Source organism: Comamonas trifloxystrobinivorans (assembly GCF_043359985.1).
Taxonomy (GTDB): Bacteria; Pseudomonadota; Gammaproteobacteria; order Burkholderiales; family Burkholderiaceae_C; genus Comamonas; species Comamonas trifloxystrobinivorans.
On the sequence record NZ_JBHZGV010000001.1, the window covers coordinates 43,371 to 62,571 of the forward strand.

General features: G+C 63.8%; 16 protein-coding genes and 1 pseudogene. 7 read left to right on the forward strand and 10 right to left on the reverse strand.

The annotated features are described in order from the left end of the window. Window positions 1–4: 4 nt before the first annotated feature. Window positions 5–4,075, reverse strand: a complete 4,071-nt coding sequence (gene hrpA / locus ACFIQF_RS00195) for an ATP-dependent RNA helicase HrpA (protein ID WP_393939059.1) — start codon at window positions 4,073–4,075, stop codon at window positions 5–7. 165 nt (window positions 4,076–4,240) lie between these two features. Next, window positions 4,241–5,044, reverse strand: coding sequence for an IclR family transcriptional regulator (locus ACFIQF_RS00200; protein WP_393939061.1), 804 nt, complete (start codon window positions 5,042–5,044; stop codon window positions 4,241–4,243). Between the two features lie 165 nt (window positions 5,045–5,209). Here ACFIQF_RS00200 and ACFIQF_RS00205 point away from each other — a divergent pair, with 165 nt between their 5' ends. From ACFIQF_RS00205 to ACFIQF_RS00215, 3 genes are all read left to right on the forward strand, one after another. After that, window positions 5,210–6,166, forward strand: coding sequence for an MBL fold metallo-hydrolase (locus tag ACFIQF_RS00205; protein WP_393939063.1), 957 nt, complete (start codon window positions 5,210–5,212; stop codon window positions 6,164–6,166). Window positions 6,167–6,273: 107 nt separating this feature from the next. Then, window positions 6,274–7,926, forward strand: a complete 1,653-nt coding sequence (locus ACFIQF_RS00210) for an FAD-dependent oxidoreductase (protein ID WP_393939503.1) — start codon at window positions 6,274–6,276, stop codon at window positions 7,924–7,926. A gap of 17 nt (window positions 7,927–7,943) precedes the next feature. Beyond that, entirely contained in the window at window positions 7,944–8,144 is a 201-nt protein-coding gene (locus ACFIQF_RS00215; RefSeq protein WP_393939065.1) for a DUF2783 domain-containing protein, read from the forward strand. Window positions 8,145–8,215: 71 nt separating this feature from the next. Here ACFIQF_RS00215 and ACFIQF_RS00220 read toward each other — a convergent pair whose 3' ends face one another. From ACFIQF_RS00220 to ACFIQF_RS00235, 4 genes are all read right to left on the reverse strand, one after another. Next, window positions 8,216–8,974: a glycine-rich domain-containing protein gene (locus tag ACFIQF_RS00220; RefSeq protein WP_489672283.1), complete on the reverse strand. Its 759-nt coding sequence runs from the start codon at window positions 8,972–8,974 to the stop codon at window positions 8,216–8,218. A 55-nt stretch (window positions 8,975–9,029) separates the two neighbouring features. Continuing rightward, window positions 9,030–9,638 (reverse strand): flavin reductase family protein, encoded by a 609-nt coding sequence (locus ACFIQF_RS00225; protein ID WP_393939068.1) that lies wholly within the window; start codon window positions 9,636–9,638, stop codon window positions 9,030–9,032. A gap of 61 nt (window positions 9,639–9,699) precedes the next feature. Beyond that, window positions 9,700–10,683, reverse strand: coding sequence for a tripartite tricarboxylate transporter substrate binding protein (locus tag ACFIQF_RS00230; RefSeq protein ID WP_393939069.1), 984 nt, complete (start codon window positions 10,681–10,683; stop codon window positions 9,700–9,702). Window positions 10,684–10,716: 33 nt separating this feature from the next. Then, window positions 10,717–11,004 carry a hypothetical protein gene (locus tag ACFIQF_RS00235; RefSeq protein ID WP_393939070.1) on the reverse strand — a complete coding sequence of 96 codons (288 nt, stop codon included), beginning with the start codon at window positions 11,002–11,004 and terminating at the stop codon, window positions 10,717–10,719. On the opposite strand from ACFIQF_RS00235, the gene argA reads away from it, so the two are divergent. From argA to ACFIQF_RS00255, 4 genes and pseudogenes are all read left to right on the forward strand, one after another. Further along, window positions 10,982–12,328, forward strand: coding sequence for an amino-acid N-acetyltransferase (argA, locus tag ACFIQF_RS00240; RefSeq protein ID WP_393939071.1), 1,347 nt, complete (start codon window positions 10,982–10,984; stop codon window positions 12,326–12,328). The genes ACFIQF_RS00235 and argA overlap by 23 nt on opposite strands. 262 nt (window positions 12,329–12,590) lie before the next feature. Then, a complete protein-coding gene (locus tag ACFIQF_RS00245) occupies window positions 12,591–13,121 on the forward strand; it encodes a DUF3617 domain-containing protein (RefSeq protein ID WP_393939072.1) in 531 nt (176 codons plus the stop codon). A gap of 152 nt (window positions 13,122–13,273) precedes the next feature. Beyond that, window positions 13,274–13,978, forward strand: a pseudogene (trhO, locus tag ACFIQF_RS00250) (oxygen-dependent tRNA uridine(34) hydroxylase TrhO); the annotation flags it as partial. Window positions 13,979–14,251: 273 nt separating this feature from the next. Beyond that, the gene (locus ACFIQF_RS00255; protein WP_431193938.1) at window positions 14,252–14,935 is read left to right on the forward strand and encodes a glutathione S-transferase; all 684 of its coding nucleotides are present in this window, start codon (window positions 14,252–14,254) and stop codon (window positions 14,933–14,935) included. Window positions 14,936–15,433: 498 nt separating this feature from the next. Here the strand turns inward: ACFIQF_RS00255 and ACFIQF_RS00260 are convergent, their stop codons facing one another. The 4 genes from ACFIQF_RS00260 to ACFIQF_RS00275 are packed head-to-tail and all read right to left on the reverse strand — an operon-like array spanning window position 15,434 to window position 19,194. Further along, a complete protein-coding gene (locus tag ACFIQF_RS00260; RefSeq protein ID WP_393939074.1) occupies window positions 15,434–16,210 on the reverse strand; it encodes a CbiX/SirB N-terminal domain-containing protein in 777 nt (258 codons plus the stop codon). Beyond that, window positions 16,200–16,991, reverse strand: a complete 792-nt coding sequence (locus ACFIQF_RS00265; RefSeq protein ID WP_393939076.1) for an ABC transporter ATP-binding protein — start codon at window positions 16,989–16,991, stop codon at window positions 16,200–16,202. The genes ACFIQF_RS00260 and ACFIQF_RS00265 overlap by 11 nt, the downstream gene beginning before the upstream one ends. After that, entirely contained in the window at window positions 16,991–18,097 is a 1,107-nt protein-coding gene (locus ACFIQF_RS00270) for a FecCD family ABC transporter permease (protein ID WP_393939078.1), read from the reverse strand. Before ACFIQF_RS00270 ends, ACFIQF_RS00265 begins: the two co-directional genes overlap by 1 nt. Further along, entirely contained in the window at window positions 18,094–19,194 is a 1,101-nt protein-coding gene (locus ACFIQF_RS00275) for an ABC transporter substrate-binding protein (protein WP_393939080.1), read from the reverse strand. Before ACFIQF_RS00275 ends, ACFIQF_RS00270 begins: the two co-directional genes overlap by 4 nt. Window positions 19,195–19,201 lie beyond the last annotated feature (7 nt).

Below are 19,201 nucleotides of genomic sequence, written 5' to 3' on the forward strand. Positions count from 1 at the left end.
CCCATCACTGCTGCAGCTGCGCCCACACCTTGTCGAGGCGCTTGCTGCTTACCGGGTAAGGCGTGCGCAGCTCTTGCGCGAAAAAGCTCACGCGCAGTTCTTCGAGCATCCAGCGGTACTCTTGCATGCGCGCATCCACCTGGCCTTTGCGCTCTGCTACCAGACGCCAGTAGCGCTGCTCCAGCGGCTGCAGCTCTTTGAGTTTGGCGGCATCGCGGGCCGGGTCGGCGCGGTATTTGTCGAGCCGCGCGGTGATCGCTTTGAGGTAGCGCGCGTAGTGGCCGAGCTGCGTCCACGGCGCGATGGCGATGAAGTTCTTAGGCACCAGTTTTTGCAACTGCTCGCCCGCGTCTTTGGTGGCATCAGGCGCATTCTTGGTGTCTTTGATCTTGCGCACAGCGGCCATGTACTCTTGCAAGACGCCAGCGGCCATGCGCGCCACTTCGTTGGCGATCAAGGTCAAACGGCCCCGGCCCTCTTGCACGCGTTGTTTGAACTGCTCGGCATTCATCGGCAAGGGCTCTTGCAAGAATGCGCGGTCAATGGCCACGTTGATGATCTGCTCGCGCAGCTCTTCTTGCGTGCCCAGCGGCATGTAGCCGACCGCCATTTTCTGCAGGTCGGGAATGTTTTTTTCCAGGTACTTGAGCGCATCGCGAATCTGCAGCGCAAACAGGCGGCGCAGGCCCAGCGCGTGGCGTGCGGCGGCCACTTCGGGCTCGTCAAACACCTCGATGCCGACGGCCGTTCCGTGGTCGATCAGTGCCGGGAAACCAATCAAGGTCTGCTGGCCTTTTTTGATTTCCATCAGCTCAGGCAGTTCGGCAAAACTCCAGTCGGTGTAGAGCTGCTCGGCGGCATGCGCTGGCTGCTTGGCCGCTGCTGGCAATTTGGCATTGGCTTGCTTGGCTGCTGACGGGCCGGCGGCCGGCGCTGCTGTGCTGGTTGGGTGCTTGTTTTCTGGCTGGCTCTTTTCTGCCGATGCCAGGTTCAGGCCCGCCAAGGCCTGGAAAGCACCACGCGCCTTAGCGCCCCATTGCGCCTTGAGCGCGCCCAGGTTGCGCCCCTGGCCCAGCTGGCGGCCGTGCTCGTCCGTGATGCGGAAGTTCATGAACAGGTGCGGGCTGAGCATGTCGAGCTTGAAATCGGCCCGCTTGATGTCGAGCGAAGTCTCATCGCGCGTTTGCTTGAGCAGCACTTCGGTCAAGCTGCCATCGCCAAAGCGCTCGCCCGCGCCCAGCAGATCGGCCAGGCGCTGCGCGTTCTCGGCCAGCGGCACAAAGCGGCTGCGCGGGCGCTGCGGCAGGCTTTTGAGCAAGGCCTGGATCTTGTCTTTGAGCATGCCCGGCACCAGCCATTCGGCGCGCTCTTCGCTCACCTGGTTGAGCACAAACAGCGGCACTGTTACCGTGACGCCATCACGCGGATCGCCGGGCTGGTGCAAATAGCTGGCCGTGCAATCCACTCCGCCGAGCTTGATGGTTTTGGGGAAAGCGGCCGTGGTGATGCCTGCGGCCTCATGGCGCATCAGCTCGTCACGCGAGAGGCGCAGCAGATCAGCGTTTTCCGCGCTGGCGCTCTTGTACCAGCGCTCCAGCCCACGGCCGGTGCACACGTCCTGCGGAATCTGCTGGTCGTAAAAAGCGTAGATCAGCTCGTCGTCCACCAGCACGTCCTGGCGGCGGCTCTTGTGCTCCAGCTCCTCCACTTTGGCGATCAGCTTTTGGTTGGCGTGCAGGAAGGGCAAACGCGTTTCCCAATCGCCTTCCACCAAGGCCTGGCGGATAAAGATGTCCCGTGCGCCTTGCGGATCGATCTTGCCGTAGCTGATGCGGCGCTGGCTGTACACCACCAGGCCGTACAAAGTGGCGCGTTCGTAGGCCGCCACTTCGCCCTGCTTTTTCTCCCAATGCGGATCAAGCAATTGCTTGCGCAGCAGGTGCGCGCCCACCTGCTCCAGCCACTGCGGCTCAATGGCTGCAATGCCGCGGCCGTACAGACGCGAGGTCTCTACCAGCTCGGCCGCCACAATCCAGCGGCCCGGTTTTTTGGACAAATGCGCGCCCGGATGCGGGTGGAAGCGGATGCCTCGTGCGCCCAGGTAGCCATCGCCCTCATCGGTTTTAAAGCCGATATTGCCGAGCAAACCCGAGAGCATGGACAAATGCACGGCCTCGTAACCCGCCGCGTCTTGGTTGATGGGCCACTTCTGCTCTTTCACAACGGTGAGCAGCTGCGAATGGATATCGCGCCACTCGCGCACGCGGCGGATGTTGATGAAGTTCTGCCGCAGCAACTGCTCCCACTGGCGGTTGCTGAGTTTGTGCGTGGCGTCGTCAGTATTGCTGGCCGCATCTTGGGGCGTAAAAGCAGCCAGCGGCGCTTGCGCCTCCACGACGGCCGTAGCACCCGAGCTGCGCTGCGCGACCGGCAAGAACGCCGCGTTACGCAAGTTCGCCAAGCCCTTGACGGGCGCGGCCTGCGCCGACATTTCCTTGCGCGATTTGGCCACTACCTTGCCGCCACGGGCATCGCTCAGCCACTTCCACAAGCGCAGATAGCCGCTGAACTCGCTCTTCTCGTCGTCAAACTTGGCGTGCTGCTGGTCGGCTTGCTGTTGCGCTTCCAAAGGCCGGTCGCGCACGTCTTGCACGCTCAGTGCCGAAGCGATCACCAGCACCTCCGACAGCGCGCCGCGCTCGCGAGCCTCCACAATCATGCGCGCCACACGCGGATCCAGCGGCAAGCGCGACAGCTCTTGCCCCATGGGCAGCAGCTCGCCGTGGTCGTCTACCGCGCCCAGCTCTTGCAAGAGCTGGTAGCCATCAGCAATGGCGCGGCCCGAAGGCGCTTCCAGAAACGGGAAATGCACCACATCGCCCAGGCGCAAAGCCTTCATTCGCAAGATCACGCCGGCCAGCGATGAGCGCAGGATCTCCGGATCGGTGAACTTGGCGCGGCCGTTGAAATCGGCCTCGTCGTACAGCCGGATGCAGATACCGTTGGCCACCCGGCCGCAACGGCCAGCACGCTGGTTGGCCGCCGCCTGGCTAATGGGTTCTACCAGCAACTGTTCCACCTTGCTGCGGAATGAATAGCGCTTGACCCGCGCCGTGCCCGCATCGATCACATAGCGGATGCCCGGCACGGTGAGCGAGGTTTCGGCCACGTTGGTCGCCAGCACAATGCGGCGGCCGGTGTGGCCTTCAAAAATACGGTCTTGCTCGGCCTGCGACAGGCGCGAGAACAGCGGCAGCACCTCGGCATTGCGCAGCACGGGCGAGTTCTGCAAGTGCTTGCGCACATGGTCAGCCGCCTCGCGAATCTCGCGCTCACCGGGCAGAAAAATCAGAATATCGCCACCCGCACCGCCGGCCCACAGCTCGTCCACGCCATCGGCGATGGCGTCGTTCAGGTCGTAATCCTTGGCGTCTTCAAAAGGCCGGTAGCGCATTTCCACCGGGTAGGTGCGGCCCGACACCATGATGACGGGCGCCGGCCCGGCCTTGCTCTCAAAGTGCTTGGCAAAGCGGTCGGCGTCGATGGTGGCCGAGGTGACCACCACCTTCAAATCAGGGCGCTTGGGCAGAATCTGGCGGATATAGCCCAGCAGAAAATCGATGTTCAGGCTGCGCTCGTGCGCCTCGTCGATGATCAGCGTGTCATAGGCCTTCAGGAGCGGATCGGTCTGCGTCTCGGCCAGCAAGATGCCATCGGTCATCAGCTTGACCGAGGCGTCCTTGGACAGCCGGTCCTGAAAACGCACCTTGTAGCCCACCACATCGCCGAGCGGCGTGTTCAACTCTTCGGCAATGCGCTTGGCCACGCTGCTGGCGGCAATTCGGCGCGGCTGGGTGTGGCCGATCAGGTGGCCGCGCACCTCACCCTTCTCGTTAGGCGTGGCATTGAGCTTGCCGCGCCCCAGCGCCAGCGCAATCTTGGGCAGTTGCGTGGTTTTGCCCGAACCTGTCTCACCACAAACAATGATGACCTGGTGGCGATCCATGGCCTCCATGATTTCTTCACGGCGGCTGGAGACGGGGAGCGATTCGGGAAACGTGATCTGCAAAGACATAAGCGGCGTATTATCTCGCGCCCGCCGCTGGGCGCGCTGGAGGCGGCGCGCTAACGCCTTGGGGAATGAGGGGCACGCCTCAGAGCCGCTGCAAGGCGATGGAGGATTGGGTCGGTGTCTTGCCTTCGAAAGTGAACGGTTGGCGATTTCGCGCTTCGCCCGCCGTCACCGCGGATAAAACCCCAACTGCGCCGACAAAGCCGCGGCCTTCTCCTTCAACCACGCCTGTGCCAGCGGCGCATCCGCCCGCTCCGCGTAGGCTTGCCAGCGGGCATGCGGGCCGATCACGGCGATGCAAACCACCGGCTGGCCCAGGCCGTTGTAGACCGGTACGCCCAGGGCCATGACGCCTTCGATCAGCACATTGCGCACCTCAGCCAAGCCTTGTTGGCGCACGGTTTGCAAAGTTTGCTCCAGCGCGCTGCTGCGCCACTGGCGCAGCAGGCCTTGGCTTTTCACGACCGGCTCCACTTCGGCGGCAGGCAGCAAGGCCGAGAAAACCTGGCCGGTGGCGGTTTCGAACAGCGATGCCGGCATGCCCAGGCGCATGGTCACGTTTACCTGCTGCGGGCCTTGCACGCTGTGGACGATGATCGGCCCTTGGCTGCTCCAGACCGCTACCGAGGCCGAGCAGCCAAAGTGCTGCACGATCTCGGGCAGCGCCTGGCTGGCCACCTTCACCGGGTCGGCCTGCTGCAAGGCGATGGCGCCCATTTGCAGCGCCAGCGGGCCCAGGCCGTACAGGCCGGCAGCGTCTTGCACCACCAGGCCCAGCTTGCCGTAGCTCACCAGATACGGGTGCGCCTTGGCCGGCGCCATGCCGGCAGCTGCGGCCAGGTCTTTGAGCGGCTGGCTGGTGCCGGCGCGCACCAAGGCTTGCAGCAGTTGGCCGCCCACTTCCACGCTCTGGATGCCGCGCTGGCGGCTGCTGGCGGGCGCGGCTCCCGCCGAAGTTTCAGGTTCAGACATGGGCTGATTGTGCGCGAAGAATCCCCCGCCCAGATATCGTGCTGCCACACATCAGTGTTAACCATTAGCAAATCAATTACACAAGAACGAATTTTTGATCCACAATAAATTCAACTAAACCAAACTTATTTGCCATCAGCAAATTTCCAACCAGGAATCCACGCCATGAACACCAAAGCCTTCGCCTCCCACGCCGATACCGAGATCAAGCAGGTCACCTTCGAGCAGCTGTCCAAGCATGCCTGGGCCTATACCGCCGAGGGCGACCCGAACACCGGCATCATCATTGGCGACGATGCGGTGATGGTGATCGACACGCAGGCCACGCCGGTGATGGCACAAGACGTGATTCGCCGCATCCGCGAGGTGACGGACAAGCCCATCAAATACGTCACGCTGAGCCACTACCACGCGGTGCGTGTGCTGGGCGCTTCGGCCTATGGTGCCGAGCACGTCATTGCCAGCCAAGATACCTATGACCTGATCGTCGAGCGCGGCGAGCAAGACAAAGCCAGCGAGATTGGCCGCTTCCCGCGTCTGTTCCAAAACGTCGAGAGCGTGCCGCCCGGCATGACCTGGCCCACCATCACCTTCACCGGCAAGATGACGCTGTGGCTGGGCAAGCTGGAAGTGCAGATTTTGCAGCTCGGCCGCGGCCACACCAAGGGCGACACTGTCGTTTGGCTGCCTGGCGAGCGCACGCTGTTCAGCGGCGATCTGGTGGAGTTTGATGCCACGCCTTACGCGGGCGATGCCTACTTCAAAGACTGGCCCCAAACGCTGGACGCCATTGCCGCGCTGCAGCCGGCCAACCTGGTGCCCGGCCGTGGCGCTGCACTCAAAACCCCCGAGCAAGTGGCCGCTGGCCTGGCCGGCACGCGCGGCTTCATCCAAGATCTGTACCAGAGCATTGAAGCCAGCGCCAAGCAGGGCAAGGATTTGAAGCAGGCCTACAAAGACGCCTACGCCAAGCTGCAGCCCAAGTACGGCCAGTGGGTGATTTTTGACCACTGCATGCCGTTCGACGTGACCCGCGCCTACGACGAAGCCACGCAGTACCCTGATCCACGCATCTGGACGGCCGAGCGCGACCAGGCCATGTGGCAAGCGCTGGAAGGCTGATCCCCACAAAAAGAAACTGAACCAGGAGACAAGCCATGCTCGATGCCACCACCCGCCAGACCTTGCTGAACCAGCTGCAGAGCGCCGATGGCGACGCTCTGCAGGCCATGGAATTTCCGTACCTGCGCAGCCCCGACCAGGATGCGCCCGCGCCGGCGCGCCACCCGGTCGTCATCGTCGGCGCCGGCCCGGCGGGTTTGAGCCTGGCCATCGACCTGGCCCAGCGCGGCCAGCCGGTAGTGGTGGTGGACAACGACAAGCACCTCTCCGTCGGCTCGCGCGCGCTGTGCTTTTCCAAGCGCACGCTGGAGATTTGGGACCGCCTGGGCCTGGGCGAACGTGCCGTGCAAAAAGGCGTGGCCTGGAAAGTGGGCAAGGTGTTTGAAGGCGCTGGCACCGAGCCGGTCTACCAGTTCGACCTGCTGCCTGAAGACGGCCACCAGCGGCCCGCCTTCGTCAACCTGCAGCAATACTATGCCGAGGCCTTTTTGCTGGAGCGTGCGCTGCAGCTGCCGCTGATCGACATTCGCTGGCTGCACAAGGTAGAAGCCGTGCAGCGCCATGGCGACTACAGCGAGGTAGAGCTTTCCACACCCGAAGGCAACTACCGCCTGCAAGCGCAATGGCTGGTGGCCTGCGATGGCTCGCGCTCCACCGTACGCAAGGCGCTGGGGCTGGAGAGCAAGGGCCAGATCTTCAAAGACCGCTTTCTGATTGCCGATGTGCGCCTGAGCGCGCCCTTCCCTTGCGAGCGCTGGTTCTGGTTCAACCCGCCCTTCCACCCCGGCCAGAGCGTGCTGCTGCACATGCAGCCCGATGGTGTCTGGCGCATCGATTTCCAACTGGGCTGGGATGCCGACCCCGAGCAGGAAAAGCGCCCCGAGCGCATTCTGCCGCGCATCCAGGCCATGCTCGGCTCGGACATTGAGGTAGAGCTGGTCTGGGCCAGCGTCTACACCTTTGCCTGCCAGCGCATGGATCAGTTTGTGCACGGCCATGTGGTGTTTGCCGGCGACAGCGCACACGGCGTATCGCCCTTTGGTGCACGCGGTGCCAACAGCGGCGTGCAAGACACCGAAAACCTGGCCTGGAAGCTCGACGCCGTGCTGCGCGGCAAAGCGCCCGAAGGTCTGATAGCCACCTACGGCAGCGAGCGCGAATACGCAGCCGACGAGAACATCCTCAACTCCACCCGCGCCACCGATTTCATCACGCCCAAAAGCGCCATCAGCCACCTGTTCCGCAAAGCCGTGCTGCAGCTGGCCGGCCACCACGGTTTTGCCCGGCGCATGGTTAACAGCGGCCGCTTGTCGGTACCAGCCGTGCTGCACCACAGCCCGCTGCACCAGGCCGATGCGCCAGCCCACAGCTTTGGCAACGCGGCGGCCGTGGGCGCAGTCATGCCCGATGCACCGGTGAAAAACGCCCGCACCGGCCAAAGCAGCTATCTGCTGCGCGAGCTGGGGCCTGATTTCAACCTGCTGTGCTTTGGCCCGGCACCGGCCTGGGCCTTGCAACTGGCGCAAGAGCTGCCTGATCTGCGCGTTACCAGCATTGGCAGCGACTGGATCGACAGCAACGGCCTGCTCGCCCAACGCCTGGCAGCCGAGCCCGGCACCGTCTATTTGCTCCGGCCCGATCAGCACATTTGCGCCCGCTGGCGCAGTGCCAACGCCAATGCCGAGAACCTGCGCCAAGCTCTGGCCCGCGCCCATGGTTACAGCCAAGCCACCGAAGAAGCAGCCTGCTGCGCCGTCTGAGTCCCAAGGAGAACCCCATGTTTGACACCAACACCCCCTGGCCCGCCAGCGACGACTTCTACCAAGCCCTGATCGAGGCGCACCAAGGCCTGAGCGAAGAAGACAGCCACGCGCTCAACGCCCGCCTGATTTTGCTGCTGGCCCAGCATGTGCGCGATATGGACACGCTGCGCGCCGCACTGGCCATTGCGCGCTCGCCCGAGCTGGCTGCGGCCTGAGCCAACTCTCTAAAAAAGGGCTTGCCGCACTGGCAAGCCCTTTGTTGTTTCCGTCGCCACGGCGGCTGCTGTCAATCGCCGCCCCCTCCTCCGCCACCGCATCCCCCGCCACAGCTGCTGGAGCTGCTATCGCAACTGCCCGAATCGCTGCTGTCCACACTGGTGCTGGTGCAAGCCGAGCCATCGTTGGAGTAATTACCGCTGCTGCCCGATATGGAATCGTTGCTGGCATTGCTTGAACTGCTGCCACCATCGCCTTGGCTGGCATTCAGCTGCGCATACTGCGCCACCCAATAACGAAGATCAGCAGCCGAGAACACCTGGCCATCGGCCAACTGCGCCCGTGCATCCAGCATGAAAAGCAAGGGGATGCCACTCAGCACCGCCGCAGGCAACCAGCGCCGCGTGGCCATGGCAGCGTTCCAGGTGTCTTGCAATTGCAGCCGCCGTGCGCCACCCACGGCGGCAGACTGCGGCATGGCATGCGCTGGAATATGGTGAAAAACCTGGCCAAAAGCCTTTTCGCAGAACTGCTGGTAGCGCCGCGTATCCAGAATGAACGCGTGCCACAGCGCATCGGCCAGGCGCGAAGGCATGTGCAGCTGCGCCTTGGGCTGGAGCAAGTGCATCAAGAAGAACTGGCGCAATGCCGTCTCGGCCAACTGCAGATCAGCCGCCGCCACCGCCGGGTACTGCGCTTGCACCGCCCGCCCGTAGCCGCTGGCAAATGCGTAGCCCAGCACATATTGCACGCGCTGTTGCAGCCGCCTGCGGCGCCACCACAGCCATCCCAGAAAAGCCGCCACCGCAGCCAGCACGATTAAAAACATCGCCACTCCCGCTCCAGTTGTCTTTGGCGGGATTCTGGCATGCTTTGGCGAGCGGCTACTTTCCGGGCGCTGCTACGTCGATGGCCTCACCAATCGCATAAAAATGCCCGCCAGCCACATAGTGCAAGGTACGCAGCTCGGCGGGGGCGCTTTCGAACAGCCAGTGGCCGTCGCGGAAAACGCGGCTGTCGGCCCAGGCGGCCGTGACTTCGCCAATGAACAAATCGTAGGCCTGCTGGTTGTGCGGCTCGGGGATCAGGCGGCATTCCAGCCAGGCGGCGCAACCGGCCACCAAGGGCAAATCATGGCCGGGAGCGGTGAACAGTTGTACGCCCGATTGGGCCAGTTTGGCTGGCTCTTGCAAAGCGCTTACCGTGCCCAGCTCCACCGTCAGCGCTGCTTGCGGCACGGTCGGCAATTGCAGGGCAAAGCGCCCGCTGCCCTCTACCAGTGCGCGGGTGCGAGTAGCTTTATCTAGCACCACGGTCACTTTGGGTGGGCTGAAATCCAGTGCGCAAGCCCAGGCTGCGGCCATGACATTGTTTTCGCCCGCATGCGTTGCGGAGACGAGCACCGTGGGGCCGTGGTTGAGCAAGCGGTAGGCTTTTTCCAGTGCCACGGGCTGGAAGAAAGGGGAAGCGGCATCGACAGCAACAGAACTCATAGGGCTGCCATTGTGCCGTTTCGTGCCGCGCCTTGCCGCCCAGCGACCAAGCGGCAAGCCCTCAATCGATCTTGATATTGGCGGCCTTCACCACCTTGGCCCATTTGTCCATTTCGGCCTGCAGCAGCTTGGCCAAGTCTTCGGGCGTGCCAGGGTTGGCCTCGGCACCGGCCACGTACAGGCGTTGTTTCACATCCGGGTCGCGCATCACCTGGTTGAAATCGGTGTTGATCTTGGCCACCACCTCTTTGGGCGTGCCAGCCGGCGCAAACAGCGCGGCCCAGGAATAGGCCTCATAACCGGGCAGGCCTTGCTCGGCAATGGTCGGCACATCGGGCAGCAAGGCCGAGCGTTTGGGGCTGGCCACGCCCAGCACGCGCACCTTGCCGGTTTTGATGTGCGGAATGGCCGTGGGTGCGTCGCTGAACATCATGGCGACCTGGCCGCCCAACACATCGGTCATCGCCGGCGCACTGCCCTTGTACGGAATGTGCAGCAACTGGGTGCCGGCGTGCATGTTGAACAGCTCGCCCGCCAAATGCGTGCCGCCGCCGTTGCCCGACGAGGAAAAGCTCAGGTTGCTGCCCGGCTTTTTGGCCAGAGCAATCAGCTCCTGCACATTCTTGGCCGGCACGCTGGGGTTGACCACCAGGAACACCGGGAACATCGCGGCAAAGCTGATCGGCACAAAATCCTTTTGAATGTTGTAGCTCAGCTTGGGGTGCAGCGCCGGGTTGACCGAGTGGTGGATGGCCCCCACAAACAGGCCATAGCCGTCGGGCGCCTGCTTGGCGGCCGTCTCGGCGCCCACAATGCCACCGCCGCCTGCGCGGTTGTCGATGAACGTGCTCTGCCCCCACAGCTGGCCCAGCGGCGGCACAAAGGCGCGCGCCGTGGTGTCCACCGGCCCGCCGGGCGGGAAAGGCACGATGAACTTGACCTGGCGGCTGGGGTAGTCGGCCGCATGCGCTGCGCCCACAGGCAAGGCGCTGGCCAACGGGGCAGCGCCCAGGGCCAGCAATTGGCGGCGGTTGAGGGTGGTCATGGTGGTTTGTCTCCTGATGCTCGTTGTGATCGGTCAAACCCGCATCATCGGCGCAGATAAGGCACGCCCGCCATCGGTACCGTTCTTGATTGCCAAAGCACCACTTTGCCCGGCTGAAATCCGCCGCGGCCGCCGCGCCGCCTTTTTGCTGCGTTTTTGCGACGTTTTACCCCCGTTGGCAGTGCCGGAAGACGGCGTTTTTTTGCACGCGGCCCCAGCGTTTGTATAACAATAGCGGCCTTGGGCAAGCCGCATGCCGGCAAGGCTGCCCGCTATCAAGAATTTGCCATCCACCCCCATGTCCGCTGTATTCAACTTCACCTTTGTGCCCTGGTTTCGCTCGGTGGCACCATATATCCACAAGTTCCGCAACCAGACCTTTGTGGTGGGCCTGACGGGTGAGGCAATTGCAGCAGGCAAGCTGCAATCGATTGTGCAAGACCTGGCACTGATCCAGGCGCTGGGTGTGAAGATCGTGCTGGTGCACGGCTTCCGCCCCCAGGTCAACGAACAACTGGCCGCCAAAGGCCACGCGCCGCGCTACTCGCACGGCATCCGCATCACTGATTCGGTGGCGCTCGATTGCGCCCAAGAGGCCGCCGGCCAGCTGCGCTTTGAGATCGAAGCTGCCTTCAGCCAGGGCTTGCCCAACACGCCCATGGCTGGTGCCACGGTGCGTGTGATCTCGGGCAACTTTGTCACGGCCCGCCCTGTCGGCATTGTGGACGGCGTGGATTTCATGCATTCAGGCCTTGTGCGCAAGGTCGACGTGGGCGGCATCCACCGCACGCTCGACATGGGCGCCATGGTGCTGGTTTCGCCCTTCGGCTTCTCGCCCACCGGCGAGGCTTTCAACCTGAGCATGGAAGAAGTGGCCACCCGCGTGGCCATTGAACTGAAAGCCGACAAGCTGATGTTCCTGACCGAAGTGCCCGGCATCCGCATCAAGCCGTTGGAGCCCGAAGGCGAAGACAACCCGATCGACACCGAACTGCCGCTGGACGCCGCACAAAAGCTGCTGGCCGCACTGCCGCCAGCCACCGTTCCCACCGATGTCGGCTTCTACCTGCAGCATTGCGTCAAGGCCTGCAAAGACGGCGTGGAACGCAGCCACATTCTGCCCTTCGCCACCGACGGCGCGCTGCTGCTGGAGGTGTATGTGCACGACGGTATCGGCACCATGATCATCGACGAGCGCCTGGAAGAGCTGCGCGAAGCCAAGCCTGACGACGTGGGCGGCATTCTGCAGCTGATCGAGCCTTTCGAGAAAGACGGCACCCTCGTCAAGCGCAGCCGCACCGAGATCGAGCGCGACATTGCGGCCTACACCATCATCGAGCACGACGGCGTGATCTTCGGCTGCGCCGCGCTCTACCCCTACCCCGAGGCCGGCACCGCCGAAATGGCGGCGGTCACCGTATCGCCCCAAAGCCAGGGCACGGGCGACGGCGAAAAGCTGCTCAAGCGCATCGAGCAACGCGCCCGCGCACTGGGCCTCAAGAGCATCTTTGTGCTCACCACGCGCACCATGCACTGGTTCATCAAGCGCGGCTTCCAACCGGTCGACCCCGACTGGCTGCCCGAGCAACGCAAAGCCAAGTACAACTGGAGCCGCAAGAGCCAGGTGCTGGTGAAATACCTGTAAAGGCACCCTGCGCAGCCAGGCGAGCAAGCTGAACCACGTCACGCAAGCCCAGGCCCACACGGCCTGGGCTTCTTGCTTTTTACGCTCGCGCTTGGCCCGATTCACACCGCTCGGGCCAAGCCGCAAGCAGAGCGCGCTCCCCTCTCCTACAGCAGCGACCGCGCCCGTCAGACAGATTGGCGCTAACATCACTCCTAGGATCAAAGCACCGGGTGCGCACACCGCGCGCCCTGCGCGACCGACAACATCCGGAGAGAACACCATGATTTCCAGCCGCTACTTTGCCCCCTTGTCTGCCGCAGCCGCTGCATTGCTGCTGTCGGCCTGTGCCAGCACGCCCAGCGCCGAAGACCTGCCGCGCCCCAAATCCGGCCAGTGGCAGCTCAGCTCGACCGACCAGACCGGCGAGACCGTGAGCTTCCGTGACTGCATGGACAAAGACACCTTCTACAAAACCCGCCAGCTCCAACAAGCGCACCGCGACGTGCAGCAATGCATCACCAAGGCTGACAAAAACAACAGCGGCTGGCTCTTCAGCGCCAACTGCAAGGTCGGCCAAACGGAGCAACGCATCCAGACGGACCGCACCATCACCGGCGATTTTGAAAAGAGCTTCCACGTGCTGTCCGTCACCAACCAGCAAATGCCCGACGGCTCGGTGGTCAAAACCACCCGCAACATCAAGGGCGAATACCTGGGCGCCTGCCCGGCGGGTATCACCCCCGGCACCCGCGTCTTCGAAGGCGGGCAGTCCATCAATTTCTACGACATCACCGGCATCGCGCCCAAGTAAGCGCAACGCCCTCAGCGCATCAGCCCGGCCCTGCCGGGCTTTTTTGTGCTTTTCGATCCAGCGCAAAGCGGCTGCAAATAGTTGCTGGCCCGCTTGGCTTTTAGCCCTTGTTGGGCACTTGAGCTTGGGCGCGGCGCTATCATCTTGGCCCCATGCCACAGCAATACCTCACCGCCGCGCTTTACCAGTTCATCGATTTGCCAGAATTTGCGGACTGGCAGCAACCCTTGCAAGACTTGTGCGATGCGCACCACGTCAAAGGCCTGCTGCTGCTCGCCCATGAAGGCATCAACGGCACGATTGCCGGCCTGCCCGATGATGTGCACGCGGTGCTGAACTGGCTCAAGCGTGATGCGCGCCTGGCCAACCTGGTGCACAAAGAGGCGCTGGCGGCCAGCAACCCGTTCTACCGCATGCGCGTGCGCCTCAAGCGCGAGATCGTCACGCTCGGCGTGCCCGAGCTGAACCCGGCGCTCAATGCGGGCCAGTACGTCAAGCCCGAGGACTGGAACGCGCTCATCAGCCAGCCCGATGTGGTGCTGGTGGACACGCGCAACGATTACGAAGTGGGCATTGGCAGCTTTGACGGCGCCATCAACCCGCACACCAAGAGCTTTACCGAGTTTCCGCAATGGGTGGCCGAGCAGTCGCAGCCCGGCGGCGTGCTGCACGGCAAAGACAAGATCGCCATGTTCTGCACCGGTGGCATCCGCTGCGAAAAGTCCACTGCGTTCATGAAGACGCAGGGCTTCGACAACGTCTACCACCTACAAGGCGGCATCCTCAAGTACCTGGAAGAGATTCCACAGGCCGAATCCATGTGGTGGGGCGAGTGCTTTGTGTTTGACGAGCGCGTCTCCGTCGGCCACGGCCTGCAGCGCGGCCCGCACCAGCTGTGCCGCAGCTGCCGCATGCCGCTGGGCGAAGCCGAGCTGCAGCACCCGCACTATGTGCGCGGCGTAAGCTGCCCGTATTGCCACGGCACGCGCACGCCCGAGCAAGAAGCCGCTTTGGCCGAACGCCAGCGCCAGATGGATCTGGCCGCCAGCCGAGGCGAATCGCACCTGGGCCACACCCAGGCCAGCTCGCAGCAATCGCGCCAGCAAAAAGCGGCCGAGCAGCTGGTGGCGCTGCAAGGTTTGCCGGTGCTGTACTCGTTCCGCCGCTGCCCTTACGCCATGCGCGCGCGCCTGGCTTTGGCGCAGGCCGGCGTGCAGTGCCAGCTGCGCGAAGTGGTGCTCAAAGACAAGCCGCAAGCCTTGCTGGACGCATCGCCCAAAGGCACGGTGCCGGTGCTGGTGCTGGCCGATGGCACGGTCATCGAGCAAAGCCTGGAGATCATGCTCTGGGCTTTGCGCCAGAACGATCCGGACGGCTGGCTCGCACCCACCGCAGGCAGCTTGGACGAGATGCTGGCCCTGATCGCCCGCAACGACGGCGAGTTCAAACAAGCGCTGGACCGCTGCAAGTACCCCAGCCGCTACCCCGAAGCTGATGCAGCCGCCGCGCAAGCCACGGCGCAGGCTTTCCTGAGCGGCCTGAACGAGCAGCTCGCTGCCACCGGCTATTTGTTTGGCCGCGACCCGAGTCTGGCCGATATGGCGATCCGCCCGTTTGTGCGCCAGTTCGCGGGGATCGACGAGGCCGCCTGGGCCGCAGCTCCCTGGCCACATTTGCAGGCCTGGCTGACGCGCTTGACGGATTCGGCGTTGTTTGAGCTGGTGATGGACAAGTATCCGGCTTGGCACGCTGATGAGGCGGGCGTGCTGTTTCCCGCGCCCTCGGTGGGTGAGGACGTGGCGGCCAGCGCTTGAGTCTTCGCGACGTTTTGCGTGTCGCGCAGATGGATGGCATGATGTTCTAACTGGCGTTGTGCTGCCTGCCTGGCGGCGGCTGGCCGGGACTCGCCCCGGCAGGCGACCTAGCTTTTTGCTGCACGGCAAAAAGCTAGGGGGAAAAAACGTGCCCTGCATCCAGCGTCCCTGACCGCCCCGCGAAGCGGGGCAATCAGGGCAACCTGCGGCCACAGCAAACACCGGCGTGCGGCATAACTCGCTGCACGCCAAGGCGTTCCGCTCAGACAGATGCCGCAAGTCAGAGCACGATGTTTGGCTGTCCTGCGGCAGCCAAATCGCCGGCGTTTGCTGCGTCCGCAGGCGCTGGCTGAAGGGGTGGAGGAAACATCCAAAACAGCCAACGGCCTGCGAGAGCTGCGCCCGTTCACTACTCTCTCCTTCCGCCAGAATCTGAAAGCACGAACAACCAAGACCTGCCAGTTCTGCAAGGACCGACAGGTCTTTCTGTTTTTACTTTCAATCCCCCAGATCACCCTGCCCCAACCGATGCACACAATGCGCACGCGCCAAAGTGCCACCATCCAGGTGAGAGCGCAAAACGCCAACAACGCTATCGGCATCGAGCCTTCCATACCAAACGCCGTCGGGGTAGACGATCATCAGCGGGCCGTGGTTGCAGGGGTATTGGCAGCTGGTTTGCAGCAGCTCGGTGCTTTTTTTCAGCTGCGGGTCGGCTTGCACGGCTTTTTGTAAGAGCGGCCACAGGGAGACCGAGCCTTTGGCGGCGCAGCGGGGGCCGGTGCACCAGAGCACATGGCGGCTGTGCTCGGGAACTTCGCTCCAGGCGAGCGGGTCAGTTTGCCAGTCTTCGCTGAACTGGGTTTGTGCCACGCCAGGCAAAGCGGCAGCGGCTTGCACTTGCGCCAGCAGCAGCTCGGCCAACTCGGGCGCGCTGCCCAAGGGTTCGGCAAATACCACCTGCGGGCGCGCAGCAGGCGGCTGCTGCTCCAGCCAGCGCATGGCCAGTTTTTCGAGCCAGCGGCGCAGAGCGGGTTCGTCGGGCACAAACACGGGCTGGATGGTGATGCGCTCCAGGCCTTGTGGCAGTGCGGTCAGCAAGGCATTCAGCGCCTCGGGCAAAGCGGGCTGGGCGCGGTCCACAAAGGCCAGCGCTACCGGCACTTCGCCGGCTTGCTGCTGGCATTGCTCGCGCAACGCCTGCAGTTCGTTTTTGGCGGCCGAGCCCAGGCCGCCGCGGCCCAGCAGCAAAATGGCGTGGCGGCTAGCGCTCATGGGAAGCCTCTCTCCAATAGCTCACGCGGGGTTTGCCGTGATGCGGGTCGGCATCAATCGCGGCTTGCACGTCGAACAGCGTTTGCACGGCTTCGGCCGTCAGCACTTGTTGCGGGGCGCCCTGTGCAATTACCTCGCCAGCGCGCATCAGGTACAGGCGGTCGCAGTACTGCGCGGCCAAGTTCAGATCGTGGATCACCACCACCACGGTGCAGCCCGAGCCGCGCAGCCAGTCCATCAACTCCAGCTGGAACTGGATGTCGAGGTGGTTGGTGGGCTCGTCCAGAAAAATCAGCTGCGGCTGCTGCGCCAGCGCACGCGCCAACACTACGCGCTGCTTCTCACCGCCCGAGAGCGAGGCCACGCACTGCCCTGCCATGTGGCTGGCGCGTACGCTGGCTAGCGCATCGGCCACCACAGCGCGGTCGCGGGCGCTGTCTCGCCGCCAGCGCGATTGGTGGGGTAAGCGGCCCATTTGCACAAACTCTTGCACCGTGCAATCGAAATCGGTGCGCTCTTGCTGCGACACCACGGCCACTTGCTGCGCAAAAGCGCGGGCCGAGAGTTGCCAGATGTCTTGCCCCAGCAAACGCACCTGGCCACCCGGCTCGGGCTGCAGTGCGCGGTAGAGCAAGCGCAGCAGGCTGGATTTGCCGCAACCGTTGGGCCCGACAATGCCCACCATTTCGCCCGCCTGCACATGCAGCGATACGCCGCGCACAATCGGCCTGGCCTTGACGCCATGGCCGGCGCTCCACGACAGTTGCTGGGCTTGCAGCATCACACTTGCCTCCCCGGCGCATCGGCCGTGCGGCGCCACAGCATGCCGATGAAAAACGGCCCGCCGATCAGCGCGGTGATCACGCCCACCGGCAGCTCCATGGGCGCAAACCAGGTGCGCGCCAGCACATCGACCAGCACCAGAAAACACGCGCCCAGCAAGGCGCTGACGGGCAAGACCCGGCGGTGATCGCTGCCCACCAGCATGCGGGTGATGTGCGGGATGACCAGGCCGACAAAGCCGATCACGCCGCTCACCGCCACCATGGTGCCCGTCATCACCGACACCACCACAAACAACTGCATGCGCAATTGCCGCACCGCCACGCCCAGGTTGGCAGCGCCTTCGTCGCCCAGCAACAAGGCGTTCAGCTCGCGGGCGCACAGGAGCAGCCACAACAAGCCTGCCAGCAACACCACGGTTGGAATGCCCAGCGCACGCCACTGCGCGCCAGCCAGGCTGCCCAAAGTCCAGGTGAGCAAGGCGTTGGCCAGCTCACGCTGGCCGGCGGTCAAGGTGATCAGGCTGGTGATGCCCATGAGCAAATAGCCGACCGCCACACCGCTCAAAATCAAGCGCGTGGCATGCAGTTGCCCTTGTTGCCGCGCCAGCGCATACACAAGCACCGTAGCGCCCAGCGCGCCCAAAAATGCACCGGCGGTGATCGCGTATAAACCCGCCACCGCCAGGCTGCCATAGGCCAGTACCGACACCGCGCCCACCGATGCGCCGGACGATACGCCCAGCATGTACGGATCGGCCAGCGGGTTGCGCACCATGGCCTGCATTACCACGCCCACCACTGCCAAACCCGCGCCCACCAAGGCCGCCAGCAGCACGCGTGGCAAGCGGATCATCCAGACGATCTGGTAATGCTGGCGCTGCGCAGCGCCCTGCCCTGTCACTGAACCATCGGCTTGCAGCCCCAACAGCGCAGCCACTTGCTCGCTCACAATCGCCCACACCATGCCCACGTTGATCGATGCCGAGCCCCAGGTGATTGCGCCCAGCACGCACAGCAGCAACAAGGCCGCCAACAGCGCCAGCCAGGCCGGCAAAGGCCATTCGTTGCTGTGCCAGTGAAAACGGCTGGCGTTGCAGCTCATGGCTGGCTTTCAGGCGTTGCCGCCTTGTTGGCAGGCGGCGCAGGCCACTGCACCGGGTCGATGCGAATCTGCCGCTGCGGGTGCAAGGCTGCTGCCAGGCGCTGCGCGGTTTCGATATTGCGCGGGCCGGGCGTGGCCTCGGCGTAGCTCATCACAAAAAAGCGCCGCTCGCGGATGGCGCTGACCTCGGCCAGCTCGGGGCGCGAGAGCAGAAAATCGATCTTGCCTTGCGCACTGGGCGTGCCGTAGTCGATCACCACAATCCACTCCGGATCGCGGGTGATCACATCTTCCCAATTGCCACGCGGCCAGTTGCGCTCCAGGTCGTCAAAAATATTGCTGGCACCAGCCGCTTCCAGCATGGCTTGCGGCATGCCCAGGCGGCCCACGGTTACGGGGATTTTTTCGCCGCTGTCGTACACAAATACCCGTGGGCGCTCAAGCTCGCCCTGCATCTGCTGCGCCAGGCTGTCTATGCCTGTTTGCAGGCGTGCAATTTTGGGCGCGGCCTGCTGCTCCACATCGAATATCTTGGCGATATTGCGCAGATCCACCAGCATGTCGCCCAGCGCAATCTGGCTGCGCTTTTGCACATGTACGCAAGATTCGCTGATCACATACGAGGCCACGCCGTGGCTGGCCAGCAGCTCGGGCGTCACGCCACCGGGGCGGAAGCCGTAGCTCCAGCCGGCAAAAACAAAATCGGCGCGGGCATCCAAAATTGCCTCCAAGCCCATGCCTTGTGGCGACAGGTTGGGCACTTTCTCCAGCCAGGGCTTGGCCTGCGGGCTGATCTCCTTTTGCGCCTGAATGCCGGAGTAGCCCACCAGCTTGTCGCCCAGGCCCAGGTAGAGAAACATTTCGGTGATGTTGACGTCGTGCGTCACCGCCCGCTGCGGCACGGCCTGGTAGCGCTGCGACTGGCCGCACACATCCACATCCACCGCAGCGCGTGGCTGCGCTGGCACCAAGGCCGCCACCTGCGTGGGCGGCTTGGCGTTGGCCTCGTCGGCCCGCTGCCCGCAAGCGGCCAAGCACAGGGCGGCGGCCAACGCGCCCAGCACGCCAACACTGCGAAAGCTGTTTCTCACCTGCATGGTTTCA